Below are 18177 nucleotides of genomic sequence, written 5' to 3'. Positions count from 1 at the left end.
AGCCCCCCGGACGCAGCCCTCCGGAAAAGTTCGTGAAGTTCTTCACAAGGAATTCGGCACTCCAGGGCGACGAGAAGGGTCGCGTTGACCCTTCTGGGGGCCCAAGAGGCCTTTGAACGTGTTCAGAAGCATGGTATGGGCGTCCCTGGGCAGGTGCGCGGAAGAGGGTCCGACGGAGGGCTCACAGGGGGGTCCGCGGGCCAGAGAGGCAGCTCACGCGGCATTGACAACGACCCGCAGTGCACAATCGATCCGGGTTGTCACCATGACATGGATCACGGGGGTCGCGGAGGATAACACACACCCTGCCGGAGCTTGTGAAGGGGCGCACGAGCCACCCCCCTGAAGCGGGTGGATACTCGATGGCATGAGCACCACGGAGCGTCCCAGGATCCTCGTAGTAGGCGGTGGGTACGTAGGCCTGTACGCAGCTCGGCGCATCCTCAAGAAGATGCGTTACGGAGAGGCGACCGTCACGGTCGTCGACCCCCGGTCGTACATGACCTACCAGCCCTTCCTCCCCGAAGCCGCAGCCGGCAACATCTCCCCGCGCCACGTCGTCGTCCCGCTGCGACGCGTGCTGCCGAAGGCGGAGGTCCTCACCGGCCGGGTCACCAGCATCGACCAGGACCGCAAGGTCGCCTCGATCGCCCCGCTGGTGGGCGAGGCGTACGAGCTGCCCTTCGACTACCTGGTCGTCGCGCTCGGCGCGGTCTCCCGCACCTTCCCGATCCCCGGCCTCGCCGAGCAGGGCATCGGCATGAAGGGCATCGAGGAGGCCATCGGCCTGCGCAACCACGTCCTCGAGCAGCTCGACAAGGCCGACTCCACCACCGACGAGGAGATCCGCCGCAAGGCGCTCACCTTCGTCTTCGTGGGCGGCGGATTCGCCGGTGCGGAGACCATCGGCGAGGTCGAGGACATGGCCCGGGACGCGGCGAAGTACTACAAGAACGTGTCCCGTGAGGACATGCGCTTCATCCTCGTCGACGCCGCCGACAAGATCCTCCCCGAGGTCGGTCCCAAGCTCGGCAAGTACGGCAAGGAGCACCTCGAGGGCCGCGGTGTCGAGGTCTACCTGTCCACCTCCATGGACTCCTGCGTCGACGGCCACGTGGTGCTGAAGAACGGCCTCGAGGTCGACTCCAACACGATCGTCTGGACCGCCGGCGTCAAGCCCAACCCGGTCCTCTCCCGCTACGGCCTGCCCCTCGGGCCCCGCGGTCACGTCGACTGCGAGACCACCCTCCAGGTCAAGGGCACCGACTACATCTGGGCCGCGGGCGACAACGCCCAGGTCCCGGACCTCGTCGGCCGCAAGGCGGGCAACGAGAACGCCTGGTGCCCGCCGAACGCGCAGCACGCGCTGCGGCAGGCCCGCGTCCTCGGCGACAACGTCCTGTCCGGCATGCGGGGCTTCCCGCAGAAGGACTACTCCCACGCCAACAAGGGCGCGGTGGCCGGACTCGGCCTCCACAAGGGCGTGGCGATGATCGTCATGGGCAAGATGAAGATCAAGCTCAAGGGCCGTCTCGCCTGGTACATGCACCGTGGCTACCACGGCATGGCGATGCCGACCTGGAACCGCAAGATCCGCGTCTTCGCCGACTGGACGCTCGGCATGTTCCTCAAGCGCGAGGTCGTCTCGCTCGGCGCGATCGAGACGCCGCGCGAGGAGTTCTACGAGGCCGCGAAGCCGGCCCCGGTCGCCGCCGCGCCGAAGGAGAAGTCCGAGGCCAAGGCCAAGGAGAAGACCGAGGAGAAGGCCAAGGCCTCCTGACCTCCGGTCGGCCGCCCGCCTGACGAAGGACTCCGCCGAAGGACCTCCCGCCATCCGTGGTGCGGGAGGTCCTTCGGCGTTCCCGTTCCTTCGGCGTGGTGGTTTTGCCCAGTCATGACGCGTGCCGGGGACTGCGCGAAGGCCCCGCAGGTGTTTACGTGGTGTCGGACATTCCGGGATTCCTCGTCACGGAGGTGTACACCATGGCAGACGCCGCGCCGCGGCTCCAGGGCCTCTTCGCACAGTTGCTGGGAGCACCGCTTCCCGTGCGCATCCGCGCCTGGGACGGTTCGCAGGCGGGCCCGCCGGGCGCGCCGACCCTGGTCGTACGCAACCGCCGCGCTCTGCGCCGCCTGCTGTGGAAGCCGGGCGAACTCGGCCTGGCCCGGGCCTGGGTGGCGGGCGATCTCGACATCGACGGCGACCTCTACACCACCCTCGACCTGCTGGCCGGTCACATCTGGGAGCGCGGCGAGGACGCCCGCACCCTCGCCCAGGCCCTGCGCGACCCCGAGGTCCGCGCCGCCGTACGCGGGCTCGTCAAGCTCGGCGGGACCCCGCTGCCGCCCGCCCCGCCCCGCGAGGAGGCCCGCCGGCCCCGCCGCAACCTGCACACCAAGCGCAGCGACAGACGCGCCATCAGCCACCACTACGACGTCGGCAACGACTTCTACGAGATCGTCCTCGGCCCGTCCATGGTGTACTCCTGCGCCTACTGGCCCAGCCCCGACAGCACCCTCGAACAGGCCCAGCACGACAAGCTCGAACTGGTCTGCCGCAAGCTCGGCCTGAGCCCCGGTCAGCGGCTGCTCGACGTCGGCTGCGGCTGGGGCTCCATGGCCATCCACGCCGCCCGGGAGCACGGCGTGAGCGTCGTCGGCGTCACCCTCTCCCAGGAGCAGGCCGCGTACGCCCGCAAGCGCGTCGCCGACGAGGGCCTCACCGACAAGGTCGAGATCCGCGTCCAGGACTACCGCGACGTCCGCGACGGGCCCTACGACGCGATCTCCTCCATCGGCATGGCCGAACACGTCGGCGCCGAGCGGTACCTGGAGTACGCCGGCGACCTGCACGAGCTGCTCAAGCCCGGCGGGCGGCTCCTCAACCACCAGATCGCCCGCCGCCCGCAGCGCGACGAGACGGCGTACGACGTCGACGCCTTCATCGACTCCTACGTCTTCCCCGACGGCGAGCTCCAGCCCGTCGGCATCACCGTCGCCATGCTGGAGCGCGCCGGGTTCGAGGTGCGCGACGTCGAGTCGATCCGCGAGCACTACGCCCTCACCCTGCGGCAGTGGGTCGCCCGCCTGGAGGCCGGCTGGCAGCGCGCCGTGCAGCTCACCAGCCCGGGCCGGGCCCGCGTCTGGCGCCTGTACATGGCCGCCTCCGCGCTCGCCTTCGAACGCAACCGCATCGGCGTCAACCAGGTCCTGGCCGTCCGCACCCCCGAGTCCGGGGCGTCGGGCATGCCGCTGCGCGCCCGCACCTGGAACTGAACACGGCAGGACCCCGGTTACCTGCCGGCGGGACCGGGGGCCGGTTCGGTGGTGGCCGGGGAGAGGGAAAACCGGGACCGCACTCGCGGCCCGTTCCTGGGCGGGGCCGCGAGCCCGCGGAGCTGCCGAACGGGTGACGCGGCCCCCGAATCCCCTCCGGGCCGCGCGGCCCCCCGGCACCCGAGACGTCGAAGGCCCCCTTCCACCGTGGGAAAGGGGCCTTCGCAGGTCTGGCGCTACTCCGCCTTGATCGCCTCCAGCATGTTCAGCCGGGCCGCCCGCCTGGCCGGCCACAGCGCGGCGAGGACACCCACCGTCGCGGCCAGCAGCAGGAAGATCCCGATCCGCGCCCAGGGCAGGATCAGTTCGTAGGTCGCCAGCTTCGTGGCCAGCAGCTCACCGGCCGCCCAGCCGAAGAACACGCCCAGGCCGATGCCGAGCACCGCGCCGAACAGGGAGATCACCAGGGACTCCAGGCGGACCATCCGCTTGATGCCCTTGCGGTCCAGGCCGATCGCCCGGAGCATGCCGATCTCCTGGGAGCGCTCGAAGACCGACATGGCCAGGGTGTTGACGACACCGAGGACCGCCACGATCACCGCCATGGCGAGCAGGCCGTAGACCATGTTCAGCATCAGCGTGAACATCTGCGCGATCTCGTTGGAGATGTCCTGCTTGTCCTGGACCTTGACGGCCGGGTTGGTGCCGAGGGCCTTCTCCAGCTTGTCCTGGGTCGCGCCGGACGTGCCGTCGGCGGTCTTCACCATGACCTTCATGTTGTACGGGTCCGACTCGTGCGGGGCGAGGACCTTCTCGTCGAGCAGGATGCCGCTCAGGAAGTCGTTGCTCTCGTAGGTCCCGGCGACCGTCAGCTTCTGCTTCTTGCCGTCCTCGAAGGCGACGGTGAAGGCGGAACCGGCCTTCCAGCCGTAGGTCTTGGCGGTCTCGCTGTCCACGACGACGTCGCTGCCGCCGACCTTGAAGGAACCGGTGTCGAGCTTCGGGCCGGCCAGCTCTCCGATCGCGGCGCCGTTGACGCCGGTCAGGTACTCGGTCTGACCCCCGATCCGGGAGGCGGCGTTGAGCATCGGGCTGGTGGCGGTGACGCCGTCGGTGCGCTCCAGCTTCTTCTCGACGTCCGGCGACAGCGCGTTGCCGTTCGCCATGGACACCACGTAGTCCGCCTTGATCGACGAGGACGCCATCTTCTCGATGGCCTGCTGGAGGCTGCCCGCCATCACCGTCATGCCGGTGATCAGGGTCAGGCCGATCATCAGCGCGGAGGCGGTGGCGGCCGTACGGCGCGGGTTGCGCACCGAGTTCTGCCGGGCCAGCTTGCCGGAGACCCCGAAGACGCGCAGCACGGGCGCCGCGGCGGCGATCAGCGGGCGGGACAGCAGCGGGGTCAGGATGAACACGCCGATGATCAGCAGCACCGCGCCGAGGCCCATCGGCATCTGGCCGTCCGAACCGTCCATGGTCGTGGCCACGAGGACCACCGCGACACCCGCGGCCGAGACCAGGGCGCCCAGCGTGTTGCGCAGCACCAGCGACTTGGTCGTGGCCTTGGCGTGCACGCTGTTCATGGCCGCCACCGGCGGGATCTTCGCGGCCCGGCGGCCCGGCAGCCACGCCGCCAGCATGGTCACCAGGATGCCGACCGCGAGCGCGGCGACGATCGTGGCGGGCTTGACGACCAGCGGCCCGTCGGGCACGGACCCGCCGAACGTCCCCATCAGGGAGCGCAGTCCGGCTCCGATGCCGATGCCCGCGACCAGACCGGTGACGGCGGCGACCGCGCCCACGACGAACGCCTCGACGAGCACCGACCGCGTCACCTGGCGGCGGGAGGCGCCGACCGCCCGCATCAGCGCCAGTTCCTTGGTGCGCTGGGCGACCAGCATGGTGAAGGTGTTGGCGATGATGAACGTGCCGACGAACAGGGCGATGCCGGCGAAGACCAGCAGGGCCGTCTGCATGCCGCTCATCGACCGGGCGATGTTCTCCGCCTGGTCGTCGGCGAGCTGCTTGCCGGTGGTGGTCGAGACGGTGCCCTGGGGCAGCGCCTTGTCCAGCTCCGCTTTCAGCGCGGCCTGCGTGACGCCCGGCTTCGCCTTGACGTCGATCTGGTCGTAGACGCCCGCCTTGCCGAACAGCTTCTGGGCGGTCGCCGTGTCGAAGAGGGTGAGGCTGCCGCCGGCCGCGACGTTGCCGTCGTCGGTGGTGAAGATGCCGGTGATCTCCGGGGTCATCACCGGCCCGTCGACCGACATCCGCACGGTGTCGCCGACCTGGTAACCGGCGCGCTTCGCCGTCTCGGCGTCGATGAGGATCTCGCCCGGGCCCTTGGGGGCGTGCCCGCTGACCAGGGGGTAGCGCGGGTCCTTGGCGCCCCAGTAGTTGCCGCCCTGCGACTGGAAGCCCTCGCCGATCAGCTTGCCGTCCTTGTCGGCGATGGCGGTGAAGCCCTGCACGACCCCGATGGCGGACGCGGCCCCGGGGACCCGCTCGCTCTTGTCGAGGGTGGCCTGGGTCAGGTCGTGGGGCTTGCCGACCCGGTCGCCCTCGGCCTCCTGGTAGTCCGCCGTCATGGCGACGTCGACCTGGTCGAAGCCCTTGGCGGAACTCTTCTGGAAGGCGTCGGAGATGGTGTTGGTGAAGACCAGGGTCCCCGACACGAAGGCCACGCCGAGCATCACGGCGAGGACGGTCATCAGGAGCCGGGCCTTGTGCGCGAGCACGTTGCGCAAGGCGGTACGGAACATGGGTTTCTTCTTCTCAGTCCTGTCGGTCCTGACGGGGGATCAGCTGGTGCGGCCCTTGGCGTCGAACGCCTTCATGCGGTCCAGGACCGACTCGGCCGTCGGCCCGTACATCTCGTCGACGACCCGGCCGTCCGCCAGGAAGAGCACCCGGTCCGCGTAAGCCGCGGCCACCGGGTCGTGGGTCACCATCACCACCGTCTGGCCCAGTTCGCGCACGGAGTTGCGCAGGAAGCCCAGCACCTCGGCGCCCGAGCGCGAGTCGAGGTTTCCGGTGGGCTCGTCACCGAAGATGATCTCGGGCCGGGAGGCCAGCGCCCGTGCCACGGCGACGCGCTGCTGCTGACCGCCCGACAGCTGGGAGGGCCGGTGGCCGAGCCGGTCCGCCAGACCGACCATCCGGATGACGGAGTCCAGCCACTGCCGGTCCGGCTTGCGGCCCGCGATGTCCATCGGAAGGGTGATGTTCTCCAGGGCCGTCAAGGTCGGCAGCAGGTTGAACGCCTGGAAGATGAAGCCGATCTTGTCCCGGCGCAGCTTCGTCAACTGCTTGTCCTTCAGGGAGCCGAGCTCGGTGTCTCCGATGCGCACCGACCCGGAGGAGAAGGTGTCGAGACCGGCCACGCAGTGCATCAGGGTCGACTTGCCGGAGCCGGAGGGGCCCATGATCGCGGTGAACTCGGCCTGCCGGAAGTCGACGGAGACCCGGTCCAGGGCGACCACCTGGGTCTCACCCTGTCCGTAGATCTTCGACAGATCCGTGGCGCGCGCGGCCACGGTGGTGGCCCGGTCGGTGAGCGGTGCGGTGGTCACGGGATGGCACTCCTGTCGGACGGCGGTGTTCTTGAAGGACTCGTTCCATCGTCCGGGTCCCACGCCGCCGTGTAGTCACCCGTTGTTCCGGTTCCGAGGGCCGACTGGGGTCTGACCGCGAGGGCCGGTGTCATACCTGGGGATGACGAACGCCCCTGAGGGGACCGGGTGTCGGGAACCGCGTGTTCCGGATGTTGGGAAACCGAGTGGTCAAGTGTCAAGAACAGGTGGAGTGCCCTCGTTCGAGCGGTGAAATTCCGTCATTCCGGCTGCGCCGCCGACGGCCGCACGCAAGGCTATTGGCAAGTGCGGATGGCGCGTTCCGTGTGCTGATGCACCCTCAGACGTCAATAAAATAAGACAACATCGGTCCGCCCTTCCGCTGTTCGGGGGACACGTCCCGATAGTCTCGGAACCTCGATGCGGAGCCCATGGCCTGCCCGGATGGTGGAATGCAGACACGGCGAGCTTAAACCTCGCTGCCCCTTCGCGGGCGTGCCGGTTCGAGTCCGGCTCCGGGCACCTTCCGATCCCTGTGTGGTCCATTGAGAAGTTCGCGGCATGACCGTTGACAGCGGTCCCATGCCGTCAGACACTCACATCCGACAACGGTGAAGAAATTTTCACCTGACGAACAGACGGACGAACGGATGGGAAGGGGTCGCCCGATGCGCACCACCGTCGGCATCATCGGAGCCGGCCCCGCCGGCCTCCTCCTCGCCCGGCTGCTCCACAACGCCGGCATCGACTCGGTCGTCCTGGAGAGCCGCGACCGCGCCTACGTCGAACGGCGGCAGCGCGCCGGGATCCTGGAGCAGGGCACCGCGGACGTGCTGCGTGCGGCCGGCGCCGGGCAGCGCATGGACCGCGAGGGGCTGCGCCACGACGGCATCGAACTGCGTTTTGACCGCAGGCGCCACCGCGTCGACTTCCCCGCCCTCACCGGCGGACGCTCCGTGAGGGTCTACGCCCAGACCGAGGTCTGCAAGGACCTCATCGCCCTCCAGCTCGCCGAGGGCGGCCCGCTGCTGTTCGAGGCGGAGGCGCTGGCCGTGGAGGGCGCCGGCACCGACGCCCCGCGCGTCCGCTTCCGGCACGAGGGCCGCGAGGACGTCCTGGAATGCGAGTACGTCGTCGGCTGCGACGGCTTCTGGGGCGTGGCCCGCAAGGCGATCCCGGCCGAACTCACCCAGGTCTTCGAACGGACGTACCCCTTCGGCTGGCTCGGCATCCTCGCCGACGTGCCGCCCTCGCACGACGAGTTGGTCTACGCCCGCCACGACCGCGGCTTCGCCCTCCTCTCCATGCGCTCTCCGTCGGTCTCCCGCCTCTACCTCCAGGTGCCCGACGGCACCGATGCCGAGGCCTGGAGCGACGAGGAGATCTGGGACGAGCTGGAGCGCCGCTTCGAGACCGCCGACGACTGGCGTCTGGAGCGCGGCCCGATCACCCAGAAGTCGGTCACGCCCATGCGCTCCTACGTCCACGAGCCCATGCGCCACGGCCGCCTCTTCCTCGCGGGCGACGCCGCGCACATCGTGCCGCCCACCGGGGCCAAGGGGCTGAATCTCGCCGTCGGCGACGTCGTGACGTTCGCCCGGGCCCTGGCCCATCAGAAGGAGACCGGCTCACCGGAGCTGCTCGACGCCTACTCGCAGACCTGCCTGCGCCGTGTCTGGCAGGCCGAGCGCTTCTCCTACGACATGACGACCCTCCTGCACCGCGCCCCCGGCGCGACCGGCTTCGAGGACCGGCTCCAGCTCGCCCGGCTGGACCGGATCGCCTCCTCCCGCGCCGCCGAGACCGACCTGGCCGAGGGGTACACGGGCTTCCCGTTCGGGTGATGCACCGGTCGATGTAGGGGCGGTGTCAGCGGGTGATCTCCGTCCGGTTCCGGACGTGTCGCAGCTTGGTGATGAATGACCCCCTCCGGTGGGGGGAATCACGAAGCCGCGTAGCGTGTTGCGCAGCACGACGAGGGAAAGATCCTCCCCAAGCACTAGGGTCATTCCTTTGCCTACCTATTACTCTTGAGCCAAGGTCACGCAGTGTTGGCCATGGAGGAGTGAAATGAGGAGCAGAAACCCGGTCTTCTCGCGACGGGGGTTCAGCCGCGACAACGGCTACGCGGGCTTCAACACCGCGCCGCAGGCCGGGGGTCCCGCTGTCGCCACCCAGGGCAACCCGTACGCACAGCCGACGGGCAACCCCTACGCGCAGAACCCGTACGCGCAGAACCCTTACGCCCAGCAGGACCTGCAGTACGGCGCCCCGCCGCAGGCCCCGGCCACCACCGGCCGGATGACCATCGACGACGTCGTCCTGCGCACGGCGAGCACGCTCGGTGTGCTCATCCTCACCGCGGCGCTCTCCTGGGCCCTGCTGCCGGTCGACGACGCCAACATCAGCCGTAGCTACGGCATCGGCATCGGCGCCGCTCTGATCGGCATGGTCCTGGCGTTCGTGCAGTCCTTCAAGCGCAAGGCCTCGCCCGCGCTGATCCTCACGTACGCCGCGTTCGAGGGTGTCTTCCTCGGCGTCGTGTCCAACATCGTCGACAACCGCATCGCCGACGGTGCGGCCATGCAGGCCGTGATCGGCACGATGGCGGTCTTCGCCGGTGTGCTGATCGCCTACAAGGCCGGCTGGATCCGCGTCAACCGCCGCTTCTACGGCTTCGTGATGGCGGCCGCGCTCGGCTTCATCCTGCTGATGACCGTGAACCTGCTGTTCGCGGTGTTCGGCGGCGGTGACGGCCTCGGCTTCCGCAGCGGTGCCCTCGGTGTCGTCTTCGGCGTCATCGGCATCATCCTCGGCGCGTGCTTCCTCGCCCTGGACTTCAAGCAGGTCGAGGACGGCGTCGCCTACGGCGCCCCGCGCGAGGAGGCGTGGCTCGCGGCCTTCGGCCTGACGCTGACGCTGGTGTGGATCTACATGGAGTTCCTGAGGCTCATCTCGATCCTCAACAGCAGCGACTAGTACGGACCAGTCGTGCGCGAAGGGCCCCGGCATTGCCGGGGCCCTTCGTCGTGTGCGCGCCTAGAGCAGTTTGCGCGCGGCCCTCCTCATGTCGTACTCGTGGACGATCGCCTTGGCGTGGCCGTACGCGAGGTTGTGTTCGTGCCGGAGCCAGCTGACCTTTTCCTCGAAACGGAAGAGTGCCGGGCCTTCTTCGACGGTGCGCAACCAGTCGGAGATCTCACGACCGGTGCAGTGGGGGATGCGGGCGAGCATGTTGCGATGGGTCTCTTCGGAGAAGACTTGGGACATCGGCGCCTCCGGACGCTGGGATGTAAGCCGGTCCTTCAGGTCACCGTGCCTGAGTGTTCGCCCGTTGGCAACAGTCCCGGTGCGACGCGTACGCTCGCGGCGTGGTTGATACGACGCCTCTGACCCGTGCGGTGGATCACTTCGCCGATCGTTTGAGGGCTGCGCCCCAGAGCCGGTTGCAGCGGGGCGCTGCCGCTGAGGCTCTCGGGCTGGCCCGGGAGTTGGCCCGGAGGGCGCAGGTGCTCGAGGGTCTGGAGCCTCGGGAGATGCCGGATGCGGGGATGTTTGCAGCGGCAGATCAGATCACTGTTGCTGCGCATGATCTGGCGGTGGTGATTCCCAGTGGTGCCGATGTCGATGACGCGGTGCGGTTGGTGGAGGAGGCGCAGAAGCGAGCGGGGGTGTGACCTACAGCCCCGCGCCCCTTCGGGGCGCTTCCCTAGAGGGACGCGATGACCCTGTCGGCCAGGATGTACACGTTCTCCTCGCCGCACTCGAACGTCAGGGTGTACGCGCCCGAGACGCCTGAGCCGCCCAGGAGGGTCGGGGTCTCGCCCGCACGCAGGGCGGTGGCGAGGCGCTCCGCCGTCTCCCGGTGGCCCGGGGTCATGCACAGGGTCGTGCCGTCGGCGAAGACGTAGACGTCGAGGGTGCCCAGCGGGCCCGGGCGGACGTCCGTCAGTTCCACGCGTGAGGCGGCCAGCTCCTCCAGCGTGGCGACCGTGCGCTCGTGGTCGTTCGCCACCGGCGACTGCGTCGGCACGAAGTCCGGGTGGGAGGGGTGGCGGCGGCGGGCCGCGGCCAGCTCCGGGGACTCGGTGGCCGGCTCCTCGGTGTCCGCGCCGGGCTCGGACACCGGCTCCAGACCCGCGAAATCGGTCTGGCGGGGCAGGAACAGGTCGGTGTCGGGCAGACCCGGCAGGGGCGGCGCGTCGGAGGCGTCACGGGCCTCCTGGGCGGCCCAGAACGCCCGTGCCTCGGCGAGCTCCCGCTCGCGCTCCTCCGCGAGTGCCGCCGCCACGGCGGCCCGTATCTCGTCGGTGTCGGCGGACGTGCGGGCGGCGGGCAGCAGGGCACGGGTGGTCGCGGCGCGGTTCTCGGCCAGCGCGGTGTGCAGGGCCGCGACCTGTCGGCGCAGCTGGAGGACGGTGCGCAGGACGGCGACGCCCACGGCGCCCGTGGCGGCCGTGGTGACCAGCAACGCGATCGGCATGGCGCTCACTGACGTACTCCCGGTTCAAAGTCGACCCCCGACTTCCTACATCAGCTTGAAGGGCGGACTAACCAGCTGTCAGTGCGTAACGTCACGAAACGGACAGGGCTTCGGTGCCGGGGAAGGGGGTGGGGCTGTTGTGACCTGGGCTTCTCTGCGTGTAGAGGGAGATAGGTCACATCCTGAGGGAGATTGGATCACAAAACAGCCCAGAACCCCGGAGTTTCCGGGGTTCTGGGCCAAGACCTCACGGTCGGTGCTATGGCGGCTACGGTCGGGCGCTCAGCTGAGGCGCTCGATGACCATGGCCATGCCCTGGCCGCCGCCGACGCACATCGTCTCCAGGCCGAACTGCTTGTCGTGGAACTGGAGGGAGTTGATGAGCGTGGTGGTGATGCGGGCGCCGGTCATGCCGAAGGGGTGGCCGACGGCGATGGCGCCGCCGTTGACGTTCAGCTTCTCCAGCGGGATGCCCAGGTCGCGGTAGGAGGGGATCACCTGGGCGGCGAACGCCTCGTTGATCTCGACCAGGTCGATGTCGTCGATGGTCAGCCCGGCCCGCTTCAGGGCCTGGTTGCTCGCCTCGACCGGGCCGAGGCCCATGATCTCGGGCGACAGGCCGGAGACGCCGGTCGACACGATGCGGGCGAGCGGGGTGAGGCCCAGCTCGCGGGCCTTGGTGTCGGACATGATCACGAGCGCGGCGGCACCGTCGTTCAGCGGGCAGCAGTTGCCGGCCGTGACCATGCCGTCGGGGCGGAAGACCGGCTTCAGGCCCTGCACGCCCTCCAGCGTGACGCCGGCGCGGGGGCCGTCGTCCTTGCTGACGACCGTGCCGTCGGGGAGGGTCACCGGGGTGATCTCGCGCTCCCAGAAGCCGTTCTTGATGGCCTCTTCGGCGAGGTTCTGTGAGCGGACGCCGAACTCGTCCATGTCCTGGCGGGTGACGCCCTTGGCGCGGGCCAGGTTCTCGGCGGTCTGGCCCATCGCGATGTACGGGTCGGGCAGCAGGCCGTCCTCGCGCGGGTCGTGCCAGGTCGACCCCTCGGACTGGGCAGTCGCGACGGTGCGGGCCTCGGCCTCGGCGAAGAGCGGGTTGTGCGTGCCGGGCATGTCCGAGCTGCCGTTTGCGTACCGGGAGACCATTTCGACGCCTGCCGAGATGAAGACGTCGCCCTCGCCCGCCTTGATGGCGTGCAGCGCCATGCGTGAGGTCTGCAGGGAGGACGAGCAGTACCGGGTGATGGTGCAGCCCGGCAGGTGGTCCATCCCCATCTGCACGGCGACGATCCGGCCGAGGTTGTGGCCCTGCTCGCCGCCGGGCAGGCCGCAGCCGAGCATCAGGTCGTCGATGTCCTTCGGGTCCAGCTCGGGGACCTTGGCCAGGGCGGCCTGGACGATCGTGGCGGTCAGGTCGTCCGGGCGGAGGTCCTTGAGGGAGCCCTTGACGGCGCGGCCGATGGGGGAGCGGGCGGCTGAGACGATCACGGCTTCGGGCATCACGGCTCCATTGACGTACCGGGTGGTCTGGCTGGGCTGTCTGGGAAGTTACCCGTACGTATGGGCTGGGTCACGGGTGGGGCGGTGTGACCCTGGCCGCAGTTTTCTAAGCGCTTGCTTTTTTCGGCCTCCCGGGACTTTCGTCAGTTCGACGGCGAGGCGGGAGCCGGCTCCTGCTCGGGTACCCGCCGGCGCCGCCGGCGCTTCAGCAGCGCCCACGGACCCCTCGGACCGCTCGGCATCGCGGCCGTGACCTCCGTACCCGCCTCCGACGCGGCCTCCGCCGCCGCCCGGGCCACCGGCAGGAAGCCCTCGCGACGGGAGGCGTCCGGACGCTCCTCCTCGGCCGGCCACAGGCCGAGCGAGGCGCAGACGGTCGGCAGGACCGCCATCGCCGCCGTCGCGTAGCCCTCGGCGGAGGGGTGGTAGCTGTCCGGGCCGAACAGCTCGCGCGGGTTCGCGGCGAACTCGGGGCCGAGCAGATCGCCCAGGGACACGGTGCGGCCGCCCTGTTCGACGACTCCGATCGTCTGCGCGGCCGCCAGCTGGCGGGAGGCCCGTCGGGCCAGCCAGCGCAAGGGTTGCCGGACCGGCTCGATCGTGCCCAGGTCGGGGCAGGTGCCGACCACGACCTCCGCGCCGGCCGTGCGCAGCCGCCGTACCGCCGAGGACAGGTGGCGGACCGAGCGGGTCGGGGGCATGCGGTGGGTGACGTCGTTCGCGCCGACCATGATCACGCAGATGTCCGGCACCGGGTCGGGAGCGGCCAGCACCAGGGTCACCTGGCGCTCCAGGTCGTCCGAGCAGGCCCCGGGCGTCGCCACCGTGCGCAGCTCCACCGGGCGTTCCGCCAGGGCCGCCAGGCCCGAGGCCAGCAGCGCGCCCGGCGTCTGCCCGGCCCGGTGCACGCCCTGGCCGGCGGCCGTGGAGTCGCCCAGCATCGTCAGCCGCAGCGGCTCCTGACCGGGACTGGCGTACGTAGGGCCGTACCGCCCGTCCGCGTGCGGCACATGCGGCGACGTGCCGTTGCCCACCCGGCGCCGCGCCAGCTGGACCTCCGCCAGCACCAGCCCGGCGGCCGCCGCCCCGGCCAGACCGATCCCGCCGCCGCCGTATGCCGCGCCCGCCGCGATCCGCCGGGCCACCCGCGCCCTCGACATGCTCGTCATGCGTCGCCGCCACCTCCTCGAACCCGTACACCCAGTGCTTGCCCCGTACAGACCGTCGCCCAATCTCAACGGGGAGTGAACGACCGTCACGGATGACTGGTGCAGGCCATAGGCTGGCGGGATCAACCAAGACCACTTCTGCGGCAACCGGAGACAACGGTGCAGTTCCACGACTCGATGATCAGTCTCGTCGGCAACACCCCGCTGGTGAGGCTCAACAGCGTGACCAAGGGCATCAGGGCGACCGTCCTGGCCAAGGTGGAGTACTTCAACCCCGGCGGGTCCGTGAAGGACCGCATCGCCCTGCGCATGATCGAGGCGGCCGAGGAGAGCGGCGCGCTGAAGCCGGGCGGCACGATCGTCGAGCCGACCAGCGGGAACACCGGCGTGGGCCTCGCCATCGTGGCGCAGCAGAAGGGGTACAAGTGCATCTTCGTGTGCCCCGACAAGGTGAGCACCGACAAGATCAACGTGCTGCGCGCCTACGGCGCCGAGGTCGTCGTCTGCCCGACCGCCGTGGACCCCGAGCACCCGGACTCCTACTACAACGTCTCCGACCGGCTGGTCCGTGAGACGCCCGGCGCCTGGAAGCCCGACCAGTACTCCAACCCGAACAACCCCCTCTCCCACTACCACTCCACCGGCCCCGAGCTGTGGGAGCAGACGGAGGGCAGGATCACCCACTTCGTGGCGGGCGTGGGCACCGGCGGCACCATCTCCGGGACCGGCCGCTATCTGAAGGAGGTCAGCGACGGCAAGGTGAAGGTCGTCGGCGCCGACCCCGAGGGCTCCGTCTACTCCGGCGGTTCCGGGCGGCCGTACCTCGTCGAGGGCGTCGGCGAGGACTTCTGGCCCACCGCCTACGACCGGACCGTCGCGGACGAGATCGTCGCCGTGTCCGACAAGGACTCCTTCCAGATGACCCGCCGCCTGGCCAAGGAGGAGGGCCTGCTGGTGGGCGGTTCCTGCGGCATGGCGGTCGTCGCCGCGCTGGAGGTCGCCGAGCGGCTCGGCCCGGACGACGTCGTCGTGGTCCTGCTGCCGGACAGCGGCCGCGGCTACCTCAGCAAGATCTTCAACGACGAGTGGATGGCCGACTACGGCTTCCTGGAGGACGCGGGCCCGAGCGCCCGCGTCGCCGACGTCCTGAACGACAAGGAGGGCGACCGCATGCCCTCCCTCGTCCACATGCACCCGGACGAGACGGTCGGCCAGGCCATCGAGGTGCTGCGCGAGTACGGCGTCTCGCAGATGCCCGTCGTCAAGCCGGGCGCGGGCCACCCCGACGTGATGGCCGCCGAGGTGGTCGGCTCGGTCGTGGAACGCGAGCTGCTGGACGCGCTGTTCAGCAAGAGCGCCTCGCTCGACGACCCGCTGGAGAAGCACATGTCCGGCCCGCTGCCCCAGGTCGGCTCCGGCGAGCCCGTCGCCGACCTGATGGCCGTCCTCGGCAAGGCGGACGCGGCGATCGTCCTCGTCGAGGGCAAGCCGACCGGTGTGGTCAGCCGGCAGGACCTGCTGTCCTTCCTCGCCCGCTCGGCGAAGTGACGGCGAACGGCCGGTGAACCACCCGTGAAGCGGGTGCACTTGCCGTTCGTCCGCGATCTTCGTGGACTTCGCGGAAGTGGTACGAGCGCGTCACGTTCGCGCAGCACCCGCTTAACACGAGTCCTGCACATTAGGGGTGTCGGCAGGGCGGGAGCGGCTCCCCGCCCCGGCCGGCGCCGTTGGCGTCAAGGACCTCCGGAGCGGCTCCCGGACCTCCACCGACGTCACAGACGCGCAAGCCCGGCCTGACCAGGCCCGCGTCTTACGCGGGGACCGCCGTCGTCCCGCCCCCCGGTCACGGGGGTGCGGCGGTCCCCGCGCTTTTCTGTGTGCGGAGGTCAGCCGGGCTGCTTCTTCGTGTGTGTCAGCCGGTCCGGCTCGTCACCCAGCTCCCCAGCAGCGCGAGCCGTTCCGCCGTCTCCGAGCCCGGTTCGGGCGTGTACACCACGATCGTCTGGTCCGGGGCCGCCGGGATCGTGAGGGTCTCGTACGGGAGGGTCAGCAGGCCCGCGACCGGGTGCCGCAGCTGCTTCACCCCGTGGTCGCACGGCTTGACCAGGTGGTCGGCCCACAGGCGGCGGAAGTCGTCGCTGGCACGGGAGAGTTCGCCGACGAGCCGGCCCATCGCGGCGTCGTCCGGGTGGTGGCCCGCCTGCAGACGGAGGTGGGCGACCGTCTGGGAGGCGATCGCCGCCCAGTCCGGGTAGAGGTCACGGGCGCTCGGGTCGAGGAAGACGCGGCGGGGCATGTTGCGCTCGCCGGGGGCGTGGTCGCTGAGGCCGACCACGGCGTCACCGAGGGCGTTCCAGGCGAGGACGTCCATGCGGTGGTCCAGGACGTACGCCGGGTTGCGGTCCAGGCCGTCCAGGATCAGCTGGACGCCCGGGCGCACCCGGGACGCGGCTGCGGCCTCCCGGTTCGCGGACTCGCGGGCCGCGTCCTGGCCGCCCTCGGCGCGCCGACGGGGCCGGGCGACGGCCCGCAGGTACTCGTGTTCCGCCTCGTCCAGCCGCAGGACCCGCGCGACCGCGTCCAGCACGGCGTCCGAGACGCTCGGTCCCCGGCCCTGCTCAAGCCGGATGTAGTAGTCGACGCTCACCCCGGCCAGCTGCGCCACCTCCTCACGACGCAGACCGGGGACCCGGCGGCGGCCGTACGAGGCCAGCCCCACCTCCTCCGGCTGGATACGGGCGCGGCGCGAGCGCAGGAAGTCTCCCAGTTCTCCGTCCATGGGCCTGAGCCTAGGCGTCTTTACGCCGGCGATCCTGGTACTGCCGGACCCAGGAAAAGCGCAGCCCTGGGTCCGGCCGCCGATCAGGCCGAAGGTGGTGGACGACGCCGGGGAGACGCCCCGGCCACCACCGAGGGGACACTCCATGCCGTACGAGAACCTGGCCGGCCGTACCGCCGTCGTCACCGGAGCCGCCAGCGGGATCGGCGAGGCCGTCGCCGTACTGCTCGCCGCCCAGGGCGCACGGGTGGCGCTGCTGGCCCGGCGTGAGGAACGGCTCGCGGTGATCGCCGGGAAGATCCGCGCCGACGGCGGGCAGGCCCTGGCCGTCGCCGCGGACGTCACCGACGAGGCGTCCGTGGCCGACGCGGCCGACCGGATCCACGCCGAGTACGGGACGGTCGACCTGGTCGTGAACGCCGCCGGCGTCATGCTGCCGCACCCCGTCGACGCCCGGCGCGCCGACGAGTGGCAGCGGATGCTCGACACCAACGTCGCCGGCGTGCTGCGGATGATCGGCGCCTTCACCGGTGACCTGGTGGGCGCCGCCGCGGACGGCCGTACCGCCGACATCGTGAACATCTCGTCCATCGCCGCGCACGTCAGCTTCCCGAACTACGCGGTGTACGGCGCGACCAAGGCCGCCGTCACCTATCTGTCGGAGTCCCTGCGCGGCGAGTTCGGGCCGCGGGACGTCCGGGTCACCAACATCGAGCCCGGGTTCGTCGAGAGCGAGCTGCGCACGCACATCGCCGACGCGGAGCTCTCCCGGCAGGTGGAGGGCATGCTGGACGAGGTGGGCGCGCTGTCCGCCGAGGAGCTCGCCGACCTGGTCGCCTATGTGACGAGCCGCCCGCGCCGGGTCAACCTGCGGCAGATCGTCGCGCTGCCGACCCGGCAGGTCTAGGACCGTGCGCCCGCTCCGTCCTCCCAGCCGCTGCCCTGGGAGGACGTGCGCCGGCCCCCGAACAGGCCCGGGTTGGTGCGGGCGGCCTGCACGACGTTGACGCCGACGATGCCCGCCCAGGTGGCGAGCAGGCCGGGCAGATGGGCCAAGCCCCCGCCGATCACGGACAGCGGCACCGCGAGGACGAGGGAGACGATCCCGAAGCCGAAGCGCTCGCCCCAGGAGTCCGTGGCCCGCGGCGACCGGGAGTCCCGGGCCGTCTGCATCTGCTGCTCGGCGAGCTGCCGGCGCACCCGGCGCTCCACCGCGCCGTCGATCCGCTGGTCGACCTTCTCCAGGAACGAGTCGACCAGGGCGGACTCGTACTCGTCGCCCAGTTCCCTGCGCGCGTGCAGGGTGGCGTCGAGTTCCTTCTTCAGGTCGGTGTCCCGCGCGTCCGTTCCGGTCATGCCCCTCACGGTAGGAAGCCGGGGCGCCGACCGCACTGG

15 protein-coding genes and 1 tRNA gene are annotated in these 18177 nt (G+C 70.4%); 8 read left to right on the top strand and 8 right to left on the bottom strand.

Going from position 1 to position 18177, the window contains the following annotated elements; genetic code table 11:
* Positions 1-367 precede the first annotated feature (367 nt).
* Both QF034_RS16115 and QF034_RS16110 read left to right on the top strand, forming a co-directional pair.
* Complete coding sequence (locus QF034_RS16115) at positions 368-1780, top strand: NAD(P)/FAD-dependent oxidoreductase (protein ID WP_307175622.1); 1413 nt, start codon at positions 368-370, stop codon at positions 1778-1780.
* A 203-nt stretch (positions 1781-1983) separates the two neighbouring features.
* Complete coding sequence (locus QF034_RS16110) at positions 1984-3276, top strand: SAM-dependent methyltransferase (protein WP_307175621.1); 1293 nt, start codon at positions 1984-1986, stop codon at positions 3274-3276.
* A gap of 236 nt (positions 3277-3512) precedes the next feature.
* On the opposite strand, the gene QF034_RS16105 is transcribed toward QF034_RS16110, so the two are convergent.
* Together QF034_RS16105 and QF034_RS16100 are read right to left on the bottom strand one after the other, a co-directional pair.
* Positions 3513-6041: an ABC transporter permease gene (locus QF034_RS16105; protein WP_307175620.1), complete on the bottom strand. Its 2529-nt coding sequence runs from the start codon at positions 6039-6041 to the stop codon at positions 3513-3515.
* A gap of 39 nt (positions 6042-6080) precedes the next feature.
* Positions 6081-6851: an ABC transporter ATP-binding protein gene (locus QF034_RS16100; protein WP_307175619.1), complete on the bottom strand. Its 771-nt coding sequence runs from the start codon at positions 6849-6851 to the stop codon at positions 6081-6083.
* Between the two features lie 438 nt (positions 6852-7289).
* Here QF034_RS16100 and QF034_RS16095 point away from each other — a divergent pair.
* The 3 genes from QF034_RS16095 to QF034_RS16085 all read left to right on the top strand — a co-directional run bounded on the left by QF034_RS16095 (position 7290) and on the right by QF034_RS16085 (position 9830).
* Positions 7290-7373: transfer RNA gene (locus tag QF034_RS16095), tRNA-Leu, on the top strand.
* 146 nt (positions 7374-7519) lie between these two features.
* A complete protein-coding gene (locus QF034_RS16090) occupies positions 7520-8695 on the top strand; it encodes a 4-hydroxybenzoate 3-monooxygenase (protein ID WP_307175618.1) in 1176 nt (391 codons plus the stop codon).
* A gap of 226 nt (positions 8696-8921) precedes the next feature.
* On the top strand, positions 8922-9830 hold the full coding sequence (locus tag QF034_RS16085; protein ID WP_086559356.1) for a Bax inhibitor-1/YccA family protein: 909 nt from the start codon (positions 8922-8924) through the stop codon (positions 9828-9830).
* A gap of 60 nt (positions 9831-9890) precedes the next feature.
* Here QF034_RS16085 and QF034_RS16080 read toward each other — a convergent pair whose 3' ends face one another.
* On the bottom strand, positions 9891-10121 hold the full coding sequence (locus QF034_RS16080) for a DUF4287 domain-containing protein (RefSeq protein WP_307175617.1): 231 nt from the start codon (positions 10119-10121) through the stop codon (positions 9891-9893).
* Positions 10122-10222: 101 nt separating this feature from the next.
* Between QF034_RS16080 and QF034_RS16075 the strand changes: the two genes are divergently transcribed.
* Positions 10223-10528 (top strand): hypothetical protein, encoded by a 306-nt coding sequence (locus QF034_RS16075; RefSeq protein WP_167537356.1) that lies wholly within the window; start codon positions 10223-10225, stop codon positions 10526-10528.
* Positions 10529-10560: 32 nt separating this feature from the next.
* Here the strand turns inward: QF034_RS16075 and QF034_RS16070 are convergent, their stop codons facing one another.
* The 3 genes from QF034_RS16070 to QF034_RS16060 form a co-directional block, all read right to left on the bottom strand.
* Positions 10561-11343 carry a hypothetical protein gene (locus tag QF034_RS16070; protein ID WP_307175616.1) on the bottom strand — a complete coding sequence of 261 codons (783 nt, stop codon included), beginning with the start codon at positions 11341-11343 and terminating at the stop codon, positions 10561-10563.
* Between the two features lie 273 nt (positions 11344-11616).
* On the bottom strand, positions 11617-12834 hold the full coding sequence (locus QF034_RS16065; RefSeq protein ID WP_307175615.1) for an acetyl-CoA C-acetyltransferase: 1218 nt from the start codon (positions 12832-12834) through the stop codon (positions 11617-11619).
* 143 nt (positions 12835-12977) lie between these two features.
* Positions 12978-14003, bottom strand: a complete 1026-nt coding sequence (locus QF034_RS16060; protein ID WP_307175614.1) for an SGNH/GDSL hydrolase family protein — start codon at positions 14001-14003, stop codon at positions 12978-12980.
* A 159-nt stretch (positions 14004-14162) separates the two neighbouring features.
* On the opposite strand from QF034_RS16060, the gene QF034_RS16055 reads away from it, so the two are divergent.
* Entirely contained in the window at positions 14163-15551 is a 1389-nt protein-coding gene (locus QF034_RS16055; RefSeq protein ID WP_307175613.1) for a cystathionine beta-synthase, read from the top strand.
* A 364-nt stretch (positions 15552-15915) separates the two neighbouring features.
* On the opposite strand, the gene QF034_RS16050 is transcribed toward QF034_RS16055, so the two are convergent.
* Entirely contained in the window at positions 15916-16782 is an 867-nt protein-coding gene (locus QF034_RS16050) for a helix-turn-helix transcriptional regulator (RefSeq protein ID WP_307175612.1), read from the bottom strand.
* Positions 16783-16927: 145 nt separating this feature from the next.
* On the opposite strand from QF034_RS16050, the gene QF034_RS16045 reads away from it, so the two are divergent.
* Positions 16928-17689, top strand: a complete 762-nt coding sequence (locus tag QF034_RS16045) for an SDR family oxidoreductase (RefSeq protein WP_307175611.1) — start codon at positions 16928-16930, stop codon at positions 17687-17689.
* On the opposite strand, the gene QF034_RS16040 is transcribed toward QF034_RS16045, so the two are convergent.
* Positions 17686-18138, bottom strand: coding sequence for a hypothetical protein (locus QF034_RS16040; protein WP_307175610.1), 453 nt, complete (start codon positions 18136-18138; stop codon positions 17686-17688). The two genes, QF034_RS16045 and QF034_RS16040, sit on opposite strands and share 4 nt — an antisense overlap.
* Between the last annotated feature and the right edge of the window lie 39 nt (positions 18139-18177).

Source organism: Streptomyces africanus (assembly GCF_030816955.1).
Taxonomy (GTDB): domain Bacteria; phylum Actinomycetota; class Actinomycetes; order Streptomycetales; family Streptomycetaceae; genus Streptomyces; species Streptomyces africanus.
Note: the sequence above shows the minus strand (reverse complement) of the source record. Positions and strands in the feature narration are given on the sequence as shown.

Excerpts from the sequence above, each read along its gene's own strand:
- QF034_RS16050 (WP_307175612.1), bottom strand. The coding sequence starts at position 16,782 with ATGGACGGAGAACTGGGAGACTTCCTGCGCTCGCGCCGCGCCCGTATC.
- QF034_RS16080 (WP_307175617.1), bottom strand. The coding sequence starts at position 10,121 with ATGTCCCAAGTCTTCTCCGAAGAGACCCATCGCAACATGCTCGCCCGC.
- QF034_RS16105 (WP_307175620.1), bottom strand. The coding sequence starts at position 6,041 with ATGTTCCGTACCGCCTTGCGCAACGTGCTCGCGCACAAGGCCCGGCTC.
- QF034_RS16090 (WP_307175618.1), top strand. The coding sequence starts at position 7,520 with ATGCGCACCACCGTCGGCATCATCGGAGCCGGCCCCGCCGGCCTCCTC.
- QF034_RS16045 (WP_307175611.1), top strand. The coding sequence starts at position 16,928 with ATGCCGTACGAGAACCTGGCCGGCCGTACCGCCGTCGTCACCGGAGCC.
- QF034_RS16060 (WP_307175614.1), bottom strand. The coding sequence starts at position 14,003 with ATGACGAGCATGTCGAGGGCGCGGGTGGCCCGGCGGATCGCGGCGGGC.
- QF034_RS16115 (WP_307175622.1), top strand. The coding sequence starts at position 368 with ATGAGCACCACGGAGCGTCCCAGGATCCTCGTAGTAGGCGGTGGGTAC.
- QF034_RS16040 (WP_307175610.1), bottom strand. The coding sequence starts at position 18,138 with ATGACCGGAACGGACGCGCGGGACACCGACCTGAAGAAGGAACTCGAC.
- QF034_RS16085 (WP_086559356.1), top strand. The coding sequence starts at position 8,922 with ATGAGGAGCAGAAACCCGGTCTTCTCGCGACGGGGGTTCAGCCGCGAC.
- QF034_RS16110 (WP_307175621.1), top strand. The coding sequence starts at position 1,984 with ATGGCAGACGCCGCGCCGCGGCTCCAGGGCCTCTTCGCACAGTTGCTG.
- QF034_RS16065 (WP_307175615.1), bottom strand. The coding sequence starts at position 12,834 with ATGCCCGAAGCCGTGATCGTCTCAGCCGCCCGCTCCCCCATCGGCCGC.